This is a genomic window from Pseudomonas arsenicoxydans (assembly GCF_006438915.1).
Classification (GTDB): domain Bacteria; phylum Pseudomonadota; class Gammaproteobacteria; order Pseudomonadales; family Pseudomonadaceae; genus Aquipseudomonas; species Aquipseudomonas arsenicoxydans_A.
Genome location: NZ_RCZE01000006.1, coordinates 284649 through 301358, shown reverse-complemented (window position 1 = coordinate 301358; position 16710 = coordinate 284649). Strand labels below are relative to the sequence as shown.

At 60.1% G+C, this 16710-nt stretch carries 17 protein-coding genes; 15 read left to right on the top strand and 2 right to left on the bottom strand.

Features of this window, described 5'->3' with window-relative positions:
- Positions 1 to 138 precede the first annotated feature (138 nt).
- The 14 genes from EAH78_RS15065 to EAH78_RS14995 all read left to right on the top strand — a co-directional run bounded on the left by EAH78_RS15065 (position 139) and on the right by EAH78_RS14995 (position 14107).
- Positions 139 to 873, top strand: a complete 735-nt coding sequence (locus EAH78_RS15065; protein WP_140668223.1) for a glycosyltransferase family 2 protein — start codon at positions 139 to 141, stop codon at positions 871 to 873.
- A complete protein-coding gene (locus tag EAH78_RS15060) occupies positions 870 to 1817 on the top strand; it encodes a glycosyl transferase (RefSeq protein WP_140668222.1) in 948 nt (315 codons plus the stop codon). Before EAH78_RS15065 ends, EAH78_RS15060 begins: the two co-directional genes overlap by 4 nt.
- The gene (locus EAH78_RS15055) at positions 1798 to 3342 is read left to right on the top strand and encodes an HAL/PAL/TAL family ammonia-lyase (RefSeq protein ID WP_027922076.1); all 1545 of its coding nucleotides are present in this window, start codon (positions 1798 to 1800) and stop codon (positions 3340 to 3342) included. The genes EAH78_RS15060 and EAH78_RS15055 overlap by 20 nt, the downstream gene beginning before the upstream one ends.
- Positions 3335 to 3760: an acyl-CoA thioesterase gene (locus EAH78_RS15050; protein ID WP_027922077.1), complete on the top strand. Its 426-nt coding sequence runs from the start codon at positions 3335 to 3337 to the stop codon at positions 3758 to 3760. The genes EAH78_RS15055 and EAH78_RS15050 overlap by 8 nt, the downstream gene beginning before the upstream one ends.
- Complete coding sequence (locus tag EAH78_RS15045; RefSeq protein ID WP_140668221.1) at positions 3757 to 4359, top strand: outer membrane lipoprotein carrier protein LolA; 603 nt, start codon at positions 3757 to 3759, stop codon at positions 4357 to 4359. Before EAH78_RS15050 ends, EAH78_RS15045 begins: the two co-directional genes overlap by 4 nt.
- Positions 4343 to 6685, top strand: a complete 2343-nt coding sequence (locus EAH78_RS15040) for an MMPL family transporter (protein WP_140668220.1) — start codon at positions 4343 to 4345, stop codon at positions 6683 to 6685. The genes EAH78_RS15045 and EAH78_RS15040 overlap by 17 nt, the downstream gene beginning before the upstream one ends.
- Entirely contained in the window at positions 6682 to 7842 is a 1161-nt protein-coding gene (locus EAH78_RS15035; protein WP_140668219.1) for a sodium:proton antiporter, read from the top strand. The genes EAH78_RS15040 and EAH78_RS15035 overlap by 4 nt, the downstream gene beginning before the upstream one ends.
- Entirely contained in the window at positions 7829 to 9076 is a 1248-nt protein-coding gene (locus EAH78_RS15030; protein WP_140668218.1) for an NAD(P)/FAD-dependent oxidoreductase, read from the top strand. The genes EAH78_RS15035 and EAH78_RS15030 overlap by 14 nt, the downstream gene beginning before the upstream one ends.
- Positions 9073 to 9828, top strand: coding sequence for a class I SAM-dependent methyltransferase (locus EAH78_RS15025; protein WP_140668217.1), 756 nt, complete (start codon positions 9073 to 9075; stop codon positions 9826 to 9828). Before EAH78_RS15030 ends, EAH78_RS15025 begins: the two co-directional genes overlap by 4 nt.
- Positions 9829 to 10022: 194 nt before the next feature.
- Positions 10023 to 10505 carry a DUF3261 domain-containing protein gene (locus EAH78_RS15015; protein WP_140668326.1) on the top strand — a complete coding sequence of 161 codons (483 nt, stop codon included), beginning with the start codon at positions 10023 to 10025 and terminating at the stop codon, positions 10503 to 10505.
- Positions 10502 to 11698: a beta-ketoacyl-[acyl-carrier-protein] synthase family protein gene (locus tag EAH78_RS15010; RefSeq protein ID WP_140668215.1), complete on the top strand. Its 1197-nt coding sequence runs from the start codon at positions 10502 to 10504 to the stop codon at positions 11696 to 11698. The genes EAH78_RS15015 and EAH78_RS15010 overlap by 4 nt, the downstream gene beginning before the upstream one ends.
- Positions 11695 to 12156, top strand: a complete 462-nt coding sequence (locus EAH78_RS15005) for a hotdog family protein (RefSeq protein WP_140668214.1) — start codon at positions 11695 to 11697, stop codon at positions 12154 to 12156. The genes EAH78_RS15010 and EAH78_RS15005 overlap by 4 nt, the downstream gene beginning before the upstream one ends.
- Complete coding sequence (fabG, locus tag EAH78_RS15000) at positions 12153 to 12881, top strand: 3-oxoacyl-ACP reductase FabG (protein ID WP_140668213.1); 729 nt, start codon at positions 12153 to 12155, stop codon at positions 12879 to 12881. The genes EAH78_RS15005 and fabG overlap by 4 nt, the downstream gene beginning before the upstream one ends.
- Complete coding sequence (locus EAH78_RS14995; RefSeq protein WP_140668212.1) at positions 12881 to 14107, top strand: beta-ketoacyl-ACP synthase; 1227 nt, start codon at positions 12881 to 12883, stop codon at positions 14105 to 14107. Before fabG ends, EAH78_RS14995 begins: the two co-directional genes overlap by 1 nt.
- Positions 14108 to 14186: 79 nt before the next feature.
- Here EAH78_RS14995 and EAH78_RS14990 read toward each other — a convergent pair whose 3' ends face one another.
- Together EAH78_RS14990 and EAH78_RS14985 are read right to left on the bottom strand one after the other, a co-directional pair.
- On the bottom strand, positions 14187 to 14780 hold the full coding sequence (locus EAH78_RS14990; RefSeq protein ID WP_140668211.1) for an NADPH-dependent FMN reductase: 594 nt from the start codon (positions 14778 to 14780) through the stop codon (positions 14187 to 14189).
- Entirely contained in the window at positions 14777 to 15634 is an 858-nt protein-coding gene (locus tag EAH78_RS14985) for a sterol desaturase family protein (RefSeq protein WP_140668210.1), read from the bottom strand. The genes EAH78_RS14990 and EAH78_RS14985 overlap by 4 nt, the downstream gene beginning before the upstream one ends.
- 67 nt (positions 15635 to 15701) lie before the next feature.
- On the opposite strand from EAH78_RS14985, the gene EAH78_RS14980 reads away from it, so the two are divergent.
- Positions 15702 to 16664: an AraC family transcriptional regulator gene (locus EAH78_RS14980; protein ID WP_140668209.1), complete on the top strand. Its 963-nt coding sequence runs from the start codon at positions 15702 to 15704 to the stop codon at positions 16662 to 16664.
- Positions 16665 to 16710: the final 46 nt, after the last annotated feature.

The window sequence follows — 16710 nt, the reverse complement described above, 5'->3', positions numbered from 1 at the left end:
CCGTCCCGTTCGAGTGCGCAGCACTCGTCATGAAATCGGCATTGAATGGTTTTGGGGCTGCTTCGCATCCCAACGGGAGCAAGCTCCCTCGCCACAGCAAGCTCCCTCGCCACAGGGGTTCAGTGGAGGTTTCAGATCGTGCATAGCCCCTGCGCCGTAATCCCGGTGTACAACCACGAAACCGCCATCACCACCGTGGTCGATGCGCTGATCGCCAGTGGCCTGCCGTGCATTCTGGTAGACGATGCCAGCGATCAAGCCTGCGCCAGAGTGCTCGACCGATTGGCCCGGCGCGACATGGTCAACTTGATCCGCCTCACTGCCAATCAGGGCAAGGGCGGTGCCGTCATGACCGGCCTGCGCGAAGCCTCACGCCTGGGTTTCAGCCACGCCTTGCAAGTCGACGCCGACGGTCAGCACGACCTGCAAGATGTGCCGCTGTTTATCGAGCAGTCACGCGCCCACCCAGATGCGGTGATCTGCGGTTACCCGCAATACGACGCCAGCGTGCCCAAAGGTCGTTTGTATGCGCGCTACCTGACGCACGTCATGGTGTGGATCAACACGCTGTCCTTGCAGATTCGCGACTCAATGTGCGGCTTTCGCGTCTATCCATTGCCGCCGACGATAGCCTTGATCGACTCGGCGAAGATCGGCAAACGCATGGACTTTGATTCCGACATTCTCGTGCGCCTGGCCTGGCGCAACCTGCCGATGCAATGGTTGCCGACCCGGGTTCATTACCCGCTGGACGGCGTCTCGCATTTCCGCCTGTTCCACGACAATGTGCTGATTTCCAGCATGCATACCCGGCTGTTTTTCGGCATGTTGCTGCGGGCACCGGTGATCCTCTGGCGACGGTGGCGGGCATGAGCAGTGACGTAGATAAAAAGCACTGGGCCGACCGCCAGGAGCGAGGCAGCTTCTGGCTGATGAAGCTCACCGCGTTCGGCGCCAAAGTATTGGGGCGGCGGCTGTTGAGCCCGATTTTGTACGGCATCGTCCTGTACTTTTTCCTGTTCGGCCGCAGTGCGCGCCACAGCACTTGGCAGTACCAGCAACGTCTCGTCGACTGGAGCGGTCGCACGGAACTGCGTCCCACTCATTGGCGTGTATTCGGCCAGTTCATGGCGTTCGCCGACTCCATGCTCGACAAACTCGACGTGTGGAACGGCAAGCTGAGCATCGACCAGATCGAAATCATCGACCCGGCGCTGCTGCGCAATCAACTGCGCGGCACCCGTGGGCAGATGCTGGTGGGCGCGCATCTGGGCAATCTCGAGGTCTGCCGCGCACTGGCGGAAATCGGCGAAAAAGTCACGATGAACGTGTTGGTCCACACCAAACACGCCGAACAATTCAACCGTTTACTTGGCGAGGCCGGTGCAACCAATCTGCGCTTGATCCAGGTCAGCGAGCTGGACCCGGTGATCATGCTGCAATTACATGAGCGCCTTGAGCGCGGCGAATGGCTGGCGATTGCCGGCGACCGCGTGCCGCTGCACGGCGGACGCAGTGTAACCGTGGATTTTCTCGGCCATCCGGCGGCGTTCCCGCAGGGACCGTGGTTGCTGGCCGGTTTGCTGAAATGCCCGATCAATCTGCTGATGTGCCTGAAAAAACCATCGGGCCAATACCGCGTGACCCTCGAACCGTTTGCCGAGGCCGTGGTGTGGAAACGCAGCGACCGCGAACAGGTCATTCATCAGTGGGCGTCCCGCTACGCCGAGCGCCTGGGTCACTATTGCCTCGAAGCGCCCCAACAATGGTTCAACTTTTACCCTTTCTGGAAGACCGATGACGACGCCAACGCATGAGCCGGTAACCTTCGGCGAACTCCCTTTGCGCATCGAAGACGTGCTGGCCCTGGCCAACCGTCAGGTGCCGACGCAGTTACAGGGCGACCCCGCGTACCGCGAGCGTATCGCCAAGGGCGCGCGATTCCTCGATTCCCTGCTGGATAAGGAAGGCGTGATTTATGGCGTGACCACCGGTTATGGCGACTCCTGCGTGGTCGCGGTGCCGCTGCATCACGTCGAGGCGCTGCCCCGTCATCTGTACACCTTTCACGGCTGTGGCCTGGGCAAACTGCTCGACGAACAAGCCACCCGCGCGGTGCTCGCCGCGCGTTTGCAGTCGCTGTGCCATGGCGTGTCCGGGGTGCGCGTGGAACTGCTCGAACGCCTGCAAGCGTTCCTCGAACACGACATCCTGCCGCTGATCCCGGAAGAAGGCTCGGTGGGCGCCAGCGGTGATCTGACGCCGCTGTCCTATGTCGCCGCAACTTTGTCCGGCGAGCGTGAAGTGATGTTCCGTGGCGAGCGTCGACAAGCCGCCGACGTGCACCGTGAACTGGGCTGGCAGCCATTGGTGTTGCGCCCGAAAGAAGCGCTGGCCTTGATGAACGGCACCGCCGTGATGACCGGCCTCGCCTGCCTGGCCTTCGCCCGCGCCGATTACCTGCTGCAACTGGCCACCCGCATCACCGCGCTGAACGTGGTGGCGTTGCAGGGCAACCCGGAACACTTCGACGAGCGACTGTTCGCCGCCAAACCGCATCCGGGACAGATGCAAGTTGCCGCGTGGCTGCGCAAGGATCTGGCGATCGACGCACCGACCGCGCCACTGCACCGCCTGCAAGACCGTTATTCCCTGCGTTGCGCGCCCCATGTCCTCGGCGTGTTGGCAGACAGCCTGAACTGGCTGCGCTCGTTCATCGAGATTGAACTCAACAGCGCCAACGACAATCCGATCATCGACGCCGAAGCCGAGCGCGTGTTGCACGGTGGGCATTTCTACGGTGGCCACATCGCGTTCGCCATGGACAGCCTGAAAAACCTGGTGGCCAACGTGGCCGACTTGCTGGACCGACAACTCGCGTTGCTGGTGGACGAGCGTTACAACCATGGTTTGCCGAGCAATCTGTCTGGCGCCAGCGCTGATCGGGCGATGCTCAACCACGGTTTCAAGGCCGTGCAGATCGGCACCAGCGCCTGGACCGCCGAAGCACTGAAAAACACCATGCCGGCCAGCGTCTTCTCGCGTTCCACCGAGTGCCACAACCAGGACAAAGTAAGCATGGGCACCATTGCCGCCCGCGACGCGATTCGTGTGCTGGAACTGACCGAACAGGTCGCCGCCGCGACGTTGCTCGCCGCTAACCAAGGCGTGTGGCTACGCAGCAAGGCCGAGGATGCTCGCCCGTTGCCGCCAGCGTTGGCCGCCATGCATGAGGAACTGGCCAAGGATTTCCCGCCGGTCATCGAAGATCGTGCCCTGGAAGGCGAATTGCGTCTGTGCCTGAAACGAATTGCCGAGCAACACTGGAGGCTGCATGCGTAGCAAGGGAGTGCTTCACACCGATACGGAAATCCAGGTGCCGTTCTTTGACGTCGACACCATGCATGTCGTCTGGCACGGCCATTACGTCAAGTATCTGGAAGTCGCCCGTTGTGCGCTGCTGGACAAGATCGGCCATAACTACACGGCGATGTCCGAGTCAGGTTACGCCTGGCCCGTGATCGACTTGCAACTGCGCTACGTGCGCGGCGCCGTGTTCGGCCAGAAGCTGAACGTGCGGGCGAATCTGGTGGAATGGGAGAACCGGTTGAAGATCAACTACCTGATCAGTGACCTTGAAACCGGCGAACGCCTGACCCGCGCCAGCTCCGTGCAAGTCGCCGTCGACATGGCCAGCCGCGAAATGCAGCTAGCCTCCCCGAAGGTCTTTACCGACGCTGTCGAAAGGACGCTGGCATGAACCCGATCTTCAATGGCCTCGGTGCGCTGGTACTGCTCGGTTTGTCATCGCTCGCCCACGCTTTCGATCTGCAACAACTGAGCGATCAACTGGCCAAACCCGAGGTGATCCACGGCAACTTCATCCAGGAAAAACACCTGCGTGCGCTGCCCCAACCGCTGACCAGCAAGGGCACCTTCGTCCTCGCGAAAAATAATGGCCTGCTGTGGCTGCTGAAAATTCCGCTGCAACAGGATTACCGCATCACCACCCAAGGCATCGCCCGACGTGACGCCAGCGGTTGGCAAATGCTGCCGGGCAAGACCGCCGGCGCCGAGCAGAACCGATTGTTCCTCGCCGTGCTGCAGGGCGACAGCAGCGGTTTGCAGCGTGACTTCGAGCTTTCATTAAGCGGCGACGCGCAGAACTGGAAGCTGACGTTGTTTCCGCGTTCGCTGTTGCTCAAGCAAGTGTTCAAGCAGATCAACATCACCGGCGGCGAATTGGTGAGCACCATCGAACTGCTGGAAACCCAAGGCGACAGCACCCTGTTGCGCATGCAGGACAGCACCAGCGCCCAACCGTTGAGCACTGCGGAGCAACATGACTTTGCCGAGTGAACGCAGGCTGCCATGGCTATTCCTGATCCTGCTGCTGGCGGTGCTCGCGCTCGCTGGTTGGCAATGGCGTGACGGTGCACCGCTGTCGGCCAACTTGATGGAACTGGTGCCGGGCACGGCGCCGGACGCGTTGGAACTGCGCGCCGAACAACGCATGCAGGAACCGTTGAACCGCGAAATGCTGGTGCTGGTCGGCCATAAAGATCGTGAGCAAGCCATCGCGATGGCGCAGAAGCTCGGCGAGCAATGGCAGGCCAGCGGTCTGTTCGAGAAAGTGCAGTGGACGTTGCAAGCCGACTTGCCCGCACTGCGTACACAACTGCTGCAAGGTCGATTGGCGATGCTGTCAGAGACGGATCGACAGCAACTGACCGAGCATCCCGACGCCTTCATCCAGCAGCGGGTGCAAGCCCTGTTCGACCCCTTCACCGGTTTCAGCCTGGTGCCGAGCCAGGATGACTGGCTGGGTCTGACCGGACGCATTCAGAACAGCCAGCCGCAACATGGCACCGTGCAACTGGACATCGGCAGCGGTGCGTTGATCGCCGATGCCGACGGCAAGAGCTGGGTGATGCTGCGGGCAAAAACCACCGGCAACGCCTTCGACATGAGCCTGCCGCTGCAAGTGGCCGATCTGCTGAAACATAGCCGCGAACAAGCGGCTCAGTCTGACGTGCAACTGCTGGCAGCCAGCGGATTGCTCTACGCCGCGAGTGGTCAGCAACAAGCCTCCCGCGAAATCACGTGGGTCGGTGGCGGTGCCACGCTGGGGATTCTGGCGTTGCTGTTGCTGGCCTTCCGGCGCTGGCGGGTATTGCTCGCGTTCATTCCGGTGCTGGTGGGCATGCTGTTTGGCGCGGTGGTGTGCGTGGCGCTGTTTGGCCATATGCATGTGATGACCCTGGTGCTCGGTTCCAGCCTGATCGGCGTGGCCGTCGACTATCCGCTGCACTACCTGTCGAAAAGCTGGAGCCTCAAACCCTGGCACAGCTGGCCCGCGTTGCGCCTGACGTTGCCGGGCCTGACCTTGAGCCTGATCACCAGTTGCATCGGTTACCTAGCGCTGGCGTGGACACCGTTCCCGGCCCTGACCCAGATCGCCGTGTTCTCCGCCGCCGGTTTGCTCGGTGCCTACCTGTCCGCCGTTTGTCTGCTGCCAGCGTTGCTCAAAGGGGCGGACATCCGCCCCGCGCAATGGCCGCTGCGCCTCTGCGAATGTTTGCTGAGCCTGCGTGACGCGCTGCTCAAACAGGCCAGTACGCCGGTGTTGCTGGCCCTGCTGATCGCCTTCTGCGTGGGCGGCCTGCTGAAACTCGACAGCAAAAACGACATCCGCCAGTGGATCGGCGCGCCGCAGCAATTGACTGACGAAGCCAAGACCATTGCGCGCATCACTGGTTTTCAACCGACCAGCCAGTTCTTCCTGGTGCGCGGCGCCAATCAGCAAGAACTGTTGGAGCGCCAGACCGCATTGAACGAACGGCTGGATCAGTTGGTGAACCTGGAAAAACTTCAGGGTTACCTGTCGCTGAATCAGCTGGTGAGCCAGCCAAGCGAACAGCAGCAAGTGCGTGAAGCACTGGGCAAACTGCCGCAGTTCTGGCAGCCGCTGCTCGACGTCGGTGTGCCAGCCGAAGCGCTGCACGCCGAACTGACGAAATTGCAGGCATTGCCCACCGAAGACATCGATACCGCACTGCTCGGCCCGCTGGCTGAACCCTATCGCCCACTGTGGTTGGGGCCGACCGATGACGGTGGCGTGGCGGCGATGGTCAGCCTGCAAGGCCTGAACGACCCAACCCTGCTACGCGTTCAAGCGTTGGACTTGCCCGGCGTCAAACTGGTCGACCGTCTCGGTGAATTGAACAGCGTTTTCGCCGCGACACAAATCAGCGCAGCGGAGCTCAAACTCGCTTCCTGCGCGCTGATCGTGCTGGTGTTGATGCTGCCATTCGGCCTCGGCGGCGCCCTGCGCATCGTCGCCCTGCCACTGCTCGCCGCGCTGTGCAGCCTGGCCAGTCTCGGCTGGCTGGGGCAACCGTTGACGCTGTTCAGCCTATTCGGCCTGCTGCTGGTGACGGCGATCAGCGTCGATTACGCGATCCTCATGCGCGAACAGGTCGGCGGTGCCGCCGTGAGCCTGCTGGGCACCTTGCTGGCGGCGCTGACCACCTGGCTGTCGTTCGGTTTGCTGGCCGTATCAAGCACGCCGGCCGTGAGCAATTTTGGCCTGTCAGTGAGCCTCGGGCTGGCCTTCAGTTTCATCCTGGCGCCGTGGGCGGGACGTCATCCGCACACCGCTCCGGTCGCGGAGTCAGCCGCATGATGATTGTCCTGTTCTGGCTGATGGCCCTCGCATTGTTCGCCGTGGCCACCCGTGTCGGTCGTCAGTTCGGCCTGATCCCGATCGTCAGCCAGTTGCTGCTGGCGACCTTCGGCCTGCCGCTGCTGATGTACTTCTGGATCGAACCCGGCTGGCAGCTCAGTGGCGCTGAACTGATCTCGCCGACGTGGCTGAAAAACCTCTACAGCCTGAGCTTTGCCTTGCTGCTGGGGCACATTCTGAGCGACGTGATCGACCTGCGGCTGGATCGCCAGAGCCTGAAAATCGCCCTGCCGAGTTTTTGCATTCCGTTCGCAGGCGGGCTGGCGACGGCGGTATGGCTGCTGCCCGCGCAATCGTGGATCAGTTCTTTGGCGGTGGGCCTGGTGTTCGCCATCACCGCAATCCCGGTGTTGTATTTGTACCTGCGACACATCAACTACCCGCCCGACGCCACCCGGCGCCTGGTGCAGACCGCAATCCTCATCGACCTTGCGTGCTGGACGTTGTTCGGCTTCGCTCAAGGCAGCCTGCACCTGAGCAGTTTGCTGTTGCCGCTGGCCGGCGCTTGTCTGCCGGTGCTGCTGCGCTTGCTCGGTTTGCGTCAGCCGTTGCTGCACAGCGGTTGCTTCTTCGCGCTGCTGGTGGTCGCCGAGCACTTCAAGCTCAATGCGCTGATTTTCGGCATCGGCTATCTGCTGTGCATGGCCGCGCTGAAAGTGCCGTTGGTATGGCCAATCTCCGCGGTGTGGATGACCCGTCTGCAAACCTGGATCGCCATCCCGCTGATCCTCACGTTCGGCATCGTGCAAATCAATGTACACGCCGCCATGACCAGCCTGAGCTGGCTGCAACTGGCCGCACTGCTGCTGTTGCCGATAGCCAGCAAACTGCTGGGCAACTGGCTGGGCCTCGGCTGGGCCGGCGCCTCTTTTGAAGGCGCCAGCCGCTGGCGGGAGAGCCTGCTTCTGAATATTCGTGGCTTGAGCGAGATCGTTTTCCTCAACCTGCTGCTGCAACAACAACTCATCAGCCCGGCGCTGTACTTTGCGCTGATGGTGATGGGCCTGATCGCGACGCTGCTACCGGCACTCGCCGGCATGCACAGCCCCCCTTTGAACATCGCCGCCCCGGCAAGGAGCCCCCGTGCCAACAGTTGAACTGCAACGTCGACAAGTCGTCGTCATTGGCGCGGGGCCCTCGGGCGCCATCGCTGCGGCACTGCTCAAACGCAAAGGTCACGATGTGCTGATGATCGAGCGCCAGCACTTCCCGCGGTTTTCCATCGGCGAGAGCCTGCTGTCGCATTGCCTGGATTTTGTTGAAGAAGCCGGCATGCTCGAGGCCGTGAACGCCGCCGGGTTCCAGCTCAAGAACGGCGCCGCGTTCGCCTGGGGCGAGCAATACAGCGCCTTCGATTTTGGCGACACGTTCAGCCATGGCAAGCCGACCACGTTCCAGGTGCAGCGCGCCGATTTCGACAAGCTGTTGGCCGATCAGGCCGCGCTGCAAGGTGTGGAAGTGCGTTACGGCGAAGCCATCGTCAGCGTCGATTTCGACTTGCCGAAACCGCAACTCGACGTGCTGCGCGAAGACGGCAGCCAGTACCGCGTCGAAGCGGATTTCGTGCTCGATGCCAGCGGCTACGGTCGTGTGCTGCCGCGCTTGCTGGACCTTGAAGCGCCGTCGAATTTCCCGGTGCGCCAGGCCGTGTTTACCCACATCGAAGACCACATCGACAGCCCGTCCTTCGAGCGGGAAAAAATCCTCATTACCACTCACCCTATCCATCGCGACATCTGGTTCTGGACCATCCCGTTCAGCAAAGGTCGCTGCTCGGTGGGCGTGGTCGCGGCCGCGGAACATTTCGAAGGCCGCATGGAGAACCTGGACGAATGCCTGCGCGGGTTCATCGCTGAAACCCCAAGCCTGTCCGGCGTGCTGAAAAATGCCGTATGGGACACGCCCGCGCGCACCATCGGCGGCTACTCGGCCAACGTCAAAACCTTGCACGGTCCGGGCTTTGCGCTGCTCGGCAACGCCGCGGAATTCCTTGACCCGGTGTTCTCCTCCGGCGTCACCATCGCCATGCGTTCGGCGAGCATGGCCGCTGGCGTGTTGCATCGCCAACTGCAAGGTGAAAGCGTCGACTGGCAGACCGAGTTCGCCGAACCGCTCAAGCGTGGCGTCGACACCTTCCGCTGCTACGTCGAGGGCTGGTACGCGGGGACCTTCCAGGACGTGATCTACCATCCAGGCAGCTCGCCGGACATTCGCCGCATGATCAGCGCGATTCTCGCCGGTTATGCCTGGGACGAACGCAACCCGTTTGTGGCCGAGCCGAAACGCCGGTTGCGCGTGCTCTCGGAAATTTGCGCCAAGGAGGCCACATGAACGCCTTGAGCGACAACAGTTTCAACAAAAGCAGCTTCAGCAAAAACTACGTCGAAGAAACCCGCTTCGGTTTCTGGTTCCTGCGCAGTCACACCTGGCAGCACCATGTGCTGCGCGTGGCGATCAATGACTTGCGTCACCTGTTCAGCGAACCGCCGCCGAGCAATGCGGTGCTGCTGGACGCAGGTTGTGGTCAGGGCAAGTCGTTCCAGTACCTGCGCCAGACCTTCGCGCCTGAACGATTGATCGGCGTCGATGCCGACCCTCAGAGCCTGACCCTGAGCGGTGAAGAGGCTGTGCGCCAAGGCATGAGCGTAGAACTGATCGGCAGCGATTGCGCGACCCTCGCGATTCCGGACGCCAGCGTCGATCTGCTGTTCTGCCACCAGACGTTCCATCATCTGGTGGAGCAGGAACAGGCGCTGGCCGAGTTCTACCGCGTGCTTAAACCGGGCGGCTATCTGCTGTTCGCCGAGTCCACCGAGGCCTACATTGATACGTGGGTGATTCGCTGGCTGTTCCGCCATCCGATGCACGTACAAAAAAGCGCTGCCGGGTATCTGCAAATGATCCGCCAGCAGGGTTTCGAGTTCGGCGCGCACAACGTTTCTTATCCGTACTTGTGGTGGAGTCGCGCCAAGGATTTCGGCCTGCTTGAACGCTTGGGTCTGCGTCAGCCGAAACCCGTTGGTCAACGGGAAGAAACCCTGGTCAACGTGGTCGCGCGCAAACCCCTTGAAGGTGCTGTTTGATGTTTACTCACGCTAACCCCTGTGGGAGCGGGCCTTTGTGGCGAGGGGGCTCGCCCCCGTTCGGCTGCGCAGCAGTCGTAAAACCATTGAATGCGGTTAACCTGATACTCCGCGATTGCGGGTTTTGGGGCCGCTTCGCGACCCAACGGGGTGATGCGGCATTCCAACAAGCCCCCTCGCCACAGAAGTTCACGCTGATCCGTTTTGTATTGCTGGGTTTTGCCCTGCTGTTGAGCGCTTGCGCCAGCCAGGCACCGTTGCCTGAGCACGCTCCAAACCTGCCATTGCCTCAGCAGTTGCATATTCAGCGTCTGGTCGCCGACCAGCGTCAGGACTGGGTGCTGGTGATTGCGCGTGAGGGTCCGGGCATTCGCTGGTCGATGATGGATTTGCTCGGCATTCCACAGGCTCGCCAGAAGCTGATCGATGGCAAATGGCAGGCCGACGGTCTGCTGCCACCGAATCCGGAAGCCAGGGAATTGTTCGCCGCGTTAATGTTCGCGTTAACCCCGAAAGCCGAGCTGCAAAGCAACTACCCCGATGCCTGGCAGCATGGCGCGCAACGGTCGCTGCCCACTCGCTGGGACGTGCGTTACTTGCAGCCGCTACAGTTCGAGTTGAACCTGCCCAAAGGTCCGAAGTATCTGGTCACGCCGCTGAGCGGAGAGACACCATGACCGCTTACCTGAACGCACTCGGCGTGATCTGCGCGCTGGGTCGTGGCAAACGCGAAGTCGCCGCCAATCTGTTTGCCGGCGATTGCTCAGGCCTGCGCGTTGAAACCGGCTGGGTGCCCGAGCGTGCCTTACCGGTAGCGGCGGTAAGCGGCGAACTGCCGTCGATTCCGCCTGAGTTGAAAGTACAAGACACCCGCAACAACCAATTGCTGATGGCTGCCGCACTGCAAATTCGCGACGAGATTGATCAAGCGACCCAGACCTACGGCCGTGACCGCATCGGGGTGATTCTGGGCACCAGCACCTCGGGCATCGACGAAGCCAGTCGTGGCCTGGCCCATTACATCCGCGAGCACGAATTCCCGGCTGACTACAACTATCAGCAACAGGAACTCGGCGCGCCGGCCAATTTCCTCGCTGACTGGCTGCAACTGAGCGGCCCGGCCTATGTGATTTCCACCGCCTGCACCTCCAGCGCCCGCGCGATGATGAGCGCCCAACGCCTGCTCGACCTAGGCCTTTGCGACGCCGTGCTGTGCGGCGGCGTCGACAGTTTGTGCAAACTGACGCTCAATGGTTTCTCGGCATTGGAAGCGGTGTCGGAACAGCGCTGCAACCCCTTCTCGGCCAACCGCAACGGTATCAACATCGGCGAAGCGGCGGTGCTGTTTCTGATGACCAAGAGTGCCGGCAACGGCCAGGCAATTGCGCTGCTGGGCAGCGGCGCCAGTTCCGATGCGCACCATATTTCCGCGCCGGAACCGAGCGGTCGTGGCGCCCTGCAAGCAATGCGCAAAGCCTTGAGTCGCGCGGCGCTGCAACCTGAGCAAATCGGCTACTTGAACCTGCACGGCACCGCGACCCAACACAATGACGCAATGGAAAGCTTCGCCGTGTCGGCACTGTTCCCGAACGGCGTGCCCTGCTCGTCGACCAAACCGATGACCGGCCACACCCTCGGCGCCGCCGGGGCCCTCGAAGCGGCGTTCTGCTGGTTGAGCCTGAGCGCCGAAAACCGCGAGCACGCCCTGCCGCCTCACGTCTGGGACGGCCAGCCGGATCCCGATCTGCCAGCCTTGCATTGGGTGACCCCGGCCAAGCGCCTGACGTCCATTGCACCTCGCTACCTGATGAGCAATTCATTCGCTTTCGGTGGCAATAACGTCAGCCTGATTATCGGAGACGCACCATGATTAACTGGCCGCTCGCCGAACTGCTGCCGCACGCTGGCGACATGATCCTCATTGAGCAGATCCTGTCGTTCGATGACGAGCAGATTCACACCCGTCTCACCGTCAAACCCCGTGGCCTGTTCAATCGACCAGACGGTAGCCTGCCGGCCTGGGTCGGCATCGAACTGATGGCCCAGAGTGTCGCCGCTTTCGCCGGTTGCCATGCCCGCGCGCGCGGCGATGCGGTAGAGCTGGGGTTTCTGCTCGGTACACGTAAATTCGAATGCAACGTCGAACACTTTCCCGCCGGCACCGAGCTGACCATCCACGGCCTGCGCTCACTGGAAGACGACAACGGGATGGGCGTGTTCGAATGCCACATCAACGCCCCCGGCATCCACGCCACCGCCCGTCTGAACGTGTTCCGCCCGCCTCAGGCCGCTCAATATCTTGATGAATCCAAAGGAGTCCAGTCATGACTGAATCCGTACTGGTCACCGGTTCCAGCCGTGGCATCGGCCGCGCCATCGCTTTGCGCCTGGCTCAGGCCGGGCACGACATCGTGCTGCATTGCCGCAGCGGTCTGGCAGACGCTGCCGCCGTGAAAACAGACGTCGAGGCATTGGGCCGGCGCGCGCGCGTCCTGCAATTCGATGTCTCCGACCGCGCCAGTTGCAAAGCCATTCTCGAAGCCGACGTGGACGCTCACGGCGCCTACTACGGCGTGGTGCTCAACGCTGGCCTGACCCGCGACGGTGCTTTTCCCGCGCTGAGCGAGGATGATTGGGACGTAGTGATGCGCACCAACCTCGACGGCTTCTACAACGTGCTGCACCCGGTGATGATGCCGATGATTCGTCGGCGCGCAGCCGGGCGGATTGTCTGCATTACGTCAGTGTCGGGCTTGATCGGTAACCGTGGCCAAGTCAATTACAGCGCCTCCAAGGCCGGTTTGATCGGCGCGGCGAAGGCATTGGCGATCGAGTTGGGCAAGCGCAAAATCACCGTCAACTGTGTCGCACCCGGCCTGATCGACACCGCCATGCTCGACGAAAACGTGCCCGTGGAAGAACTGATGAAAATGATCCCAGCACAACGCATGGGCACCCCTGAAGAGGTGGCCGGCGCAGTGAATTTCCTGATGTCGGCGGAAGCCTCGTACATCACCCGGCAGGTTTTGGCCGTCAATGGAGGCCTGTGCTGATGAAGCGCGTCGTCGTCACCGGCATGGCCGGCATCACCTCACTGGGCAGCGACTGGGAAACCATCGCCAGCCACTTTGCGGCCAATCGCAGCGGCATTCGCCGGATGGACGAGTGGGATCGCTTTACTGAACTCAATACCCGCCTCGCCGGCCCCATCGATGACTTCAAAGTCCCGAGCCACTGGACCCGCAAACAACTGCGCAGCATGGGCCGCGTGTCACGGCTGGCCGTCGGCGCCGCTGAACAAGCGCTGGCCGATGCCGGATTGCTCGGCGACGCGTCGATCAAGGACGGGCGCATGGGTGTCGCGTGTGGTTCGTCCACCGGCAGCACCGACGAGATCAAAGCATTCGGCAACATGCTGCTCAACTCGGTCGCTGAGGGCCTGAACGCCAACTCTTACGTGCGGATGATGCCGCACACCACGGCCGCGAACATCAGCATCTTCTTCGGCCTTACTGGCCGTTTGATTCCGACGTCCAGCGCCTGCACCAGCGGCAGCCAGGGCATCGGTTACGCCTACGAGTCGATCAAGTTCGGCCGTCTGCCGCTGATGCTGGCCGGTGGCGCCGAAGAGCTGTGCCCGACCGAAGCCATGGTCTTCGACGCGCTCTACGCCACCAGCCTGAAAAACGACACCCCGCAATCCACCCCTCGCCCTTATGACAAAGGCCGCGACGGCCTGGTGATCGGTGAAGGCGGCGGCATGCTGGTGCTTGAAGAGTTGGAACACGCCCTGGCTCGCGGTGCGCACATCCACGCCGAACTCGTCGGCTTCGGCAGCAACGCCGACGGCCAGCACACCACGCGTCCAGAGCAGCTCACCATGCGCAGGGCCATGGAACTCGCCCTGGAAGACGCCGGCCTTCAGCCTTCAGACATCGGCTACGTGAACGGTCACGGCACCGCGACAGAACAGGGCGACATCGCCGAAACACTGGCAACCAGCGCGTTGTTTGGCGAACACATGCCGATCAGTTCGCAGAAAAGCTTCCTCGGCCACACCTTGGGCGCCTGCGGTGCACTGGAGTCCTGGTTCAGCATCGAAATGATGAACCGCGATTTGTACGTGCACACCTTGAACCTCGACGAGGTCGATCCGCATTGCGGCAAGCTGGATTACTTGCGCGGCGAGTTTCGTCAGATGAGCAATGAATACGTGATGAACAACAATTTTGCGTTTGGTGGGGTTAATACGTCGCTGATTTTTCGGCGGTGGTCATAAGCAAAATCAAAAAATCGTCCGAAGGCCAAGGCCGCGTTCGGACGATCTTTTTATTGAACAGCACTTGAAGTGTGGCAATTTACATTCCGGTAGAGAACTCAGGTGGATGTTTGATTACCGGTCGTATCCCGCTCAAGGCTTCGTCGTAATGACAAAGCATATGTAAAGCCCAATCGGCACGTGCGCGGATGCGAATATCATTTTCGTCTGAAGGACATTCACTGTTTAACATCGATTCAACGTTTCTTATTATCAGCTGTTCAGGCAAATACAGGATCCGGCTATTTTTGTAGCTAGAAGCACGTAACTCTGTAATGGGGTACGCTCCCCCAAGCCCAGCTGAAACGCCAACTAAAAGCGCGGGCTTATGTCCTAGTTCGCCGAGCCCTGCGTACAAAAAGAAGTTCTTCAGGGCCGGGCAAGCCATGCCATTCCACTCTGGACTGATCACGATCAATGCTGTTGCTTTTTTGAGGATGGATTGCTGGACACTCCAGGCTTTCTGAGTGTCTTCTTCTGGCCAAAGCGGTAGCGGACTAGACGCCAGGTCTATCAGTTCGCTTGAGTCACAAAGCTCGAGTGCTTCTAATCGCTCGCGCAGGTAATGGGCAACTTTGACTGATTGACTGCTGGATCTATTCGATCCAGACAGCAGAACGATATGACGGCTCATCGCGCAACCTTCTGTTTAGCGTTACTTACCTTGGGTACGGTCCGGTGGGAGCGAACGATTGGCCAGAACAATTCTTCTTTCCAGCTTATCGGCGACAAGTGTTCGATACCGTATGCTGGCGGACGCCTACGAGTAATTTTGGCTGTTCCGAACAAAACATCCCATAAAAATAACAGGTTACCGAAATTGCCTTTGTAGTGCGTCACACCATCCTCGGCAGTCAAACCGTGATGCGCAGAATGAGTGGATGGAGTGGAGATGGTTCGCTCCAGAACCCAGACAATTGGTCGTAAAGCGCGAATGCGATAAAGTTTGTCGTCCCACGCAACACTGCTGTGTGCCGCGAAGATCACAGTCATTTTTATAATCAAATAAACGTAATAAACGGGTGCAAGCCCCAAATAAATCAATACGCCAGATAGCCAGATGCCTGGCATCAAAAGGTAGTAGAAACTATTGTTGCGATAGACGATGCGGACGCTCATGTAGGGGGCGGAATGATGTGCGCGATGCAATGCATAAAGGGCGGGAACCCGATGAGTCAGGCGATGCCACCAATATTGGGTCATGTCATCCAGCAGCAGAAACAATGCAAATCCTGCAACCCATGGAATGGCGGACAGTGAGCCCTTCATATCCGGAATTGCCTGATTTAAGATCATGCCACTTAGCCACATGACTAAAGGGAATGTGACCATTAGTAATATACCGGAGCCGACGGTTTCAATGAGCACGTCACGTTTACCACCTGACGACTGACGAAACGAGGAGCAGGCAAGTTCCAGCAAAATGAAACCAAGGAAAATCCCGGCCACTATCAAGGCTGGGTTATTGACGAGCATTGTTGTATTCATGGCACTCTCGATTTAGGCCCTTGCGGGCAATGCCTTGTCATTAGAGACTCAGGAGCGAGCCCACCCAATGCGCGAAATGGACAGAATTGAGCTAGAACCGGCCAATCACCCGCCCCAGCGCTTTCATCGCGGCAGGCTGGGCCAGGTGCTGGAGCGCTTCCTTAATAGCCAGGTCTCCCGAAAAACCACGGATTACAGCCTGATCGAACTGAATCAGCTATGGCGTGAGGCGGCGCGCATTGATCCTGCTATCGGGTTAAAACTGTTCGCGCTGTTCACCCCTCAGGATTGGCACGTATTGGCTTATCTTTGCCTGTACAGTCCCGACGTTTTGTCGTCCATGCACCTTTGGGCCAAGTACGCACCGCTTGCCTCGGACACTGATAACGTGAAATTGGTGAACGACGAAAACGGTGTCGGAGTCGAACTGTGCGTCGATGCGCCAGGAGAGTTGGCGCGATATGTCGTCGAACACTACGGCGCGATGTCCATCGCGCAGTTACGCCGGGGAACGGGACAGGATGTGCAGCCAGTGCTGGCAAAATTCATTCATTCGCGACCCACGTATTACAAACAGTACGCCCAGTGGTTTGGCAATCGTATCGAGTTTGACTGCACGGCTAACTGCCTCTATTTCGATGCTCGAAGCTTGAGCCTGCCGATGCAGACCCGTCATCACGGGATGTTGGAGTTATTGACGCAGGAGTTGGATAGAAGGATTGCCACACACCGTAATTTCAGCGGTTGGTCAGCCAAGGTTGCTGAAGGAGCGCGACGGTCGCTGGCGAGAGGTGAAGCTCCAAATCTGGACCATCTTGCAAAGGCGCTGCACCAGACGCCCAGAACATTACGCAGGCGTCTGGAAGAGCAGGGTACGACCTTCAGGCAATTACTCGATCAGATTCGCGCAGAACTGGAACTGCATCTTGAAATGCAGGGAGAGTCGTTAACGGAAATTGCAGGTCAATTGGGCTACAGCGATTTGGCCGCTTATCTCCACGCAAGAAGTCGATGGCGTGACAGGAAATAAGGTGGCCACCCGAATATTTCAAGCCTGTCATTGATTTAGATGCGTT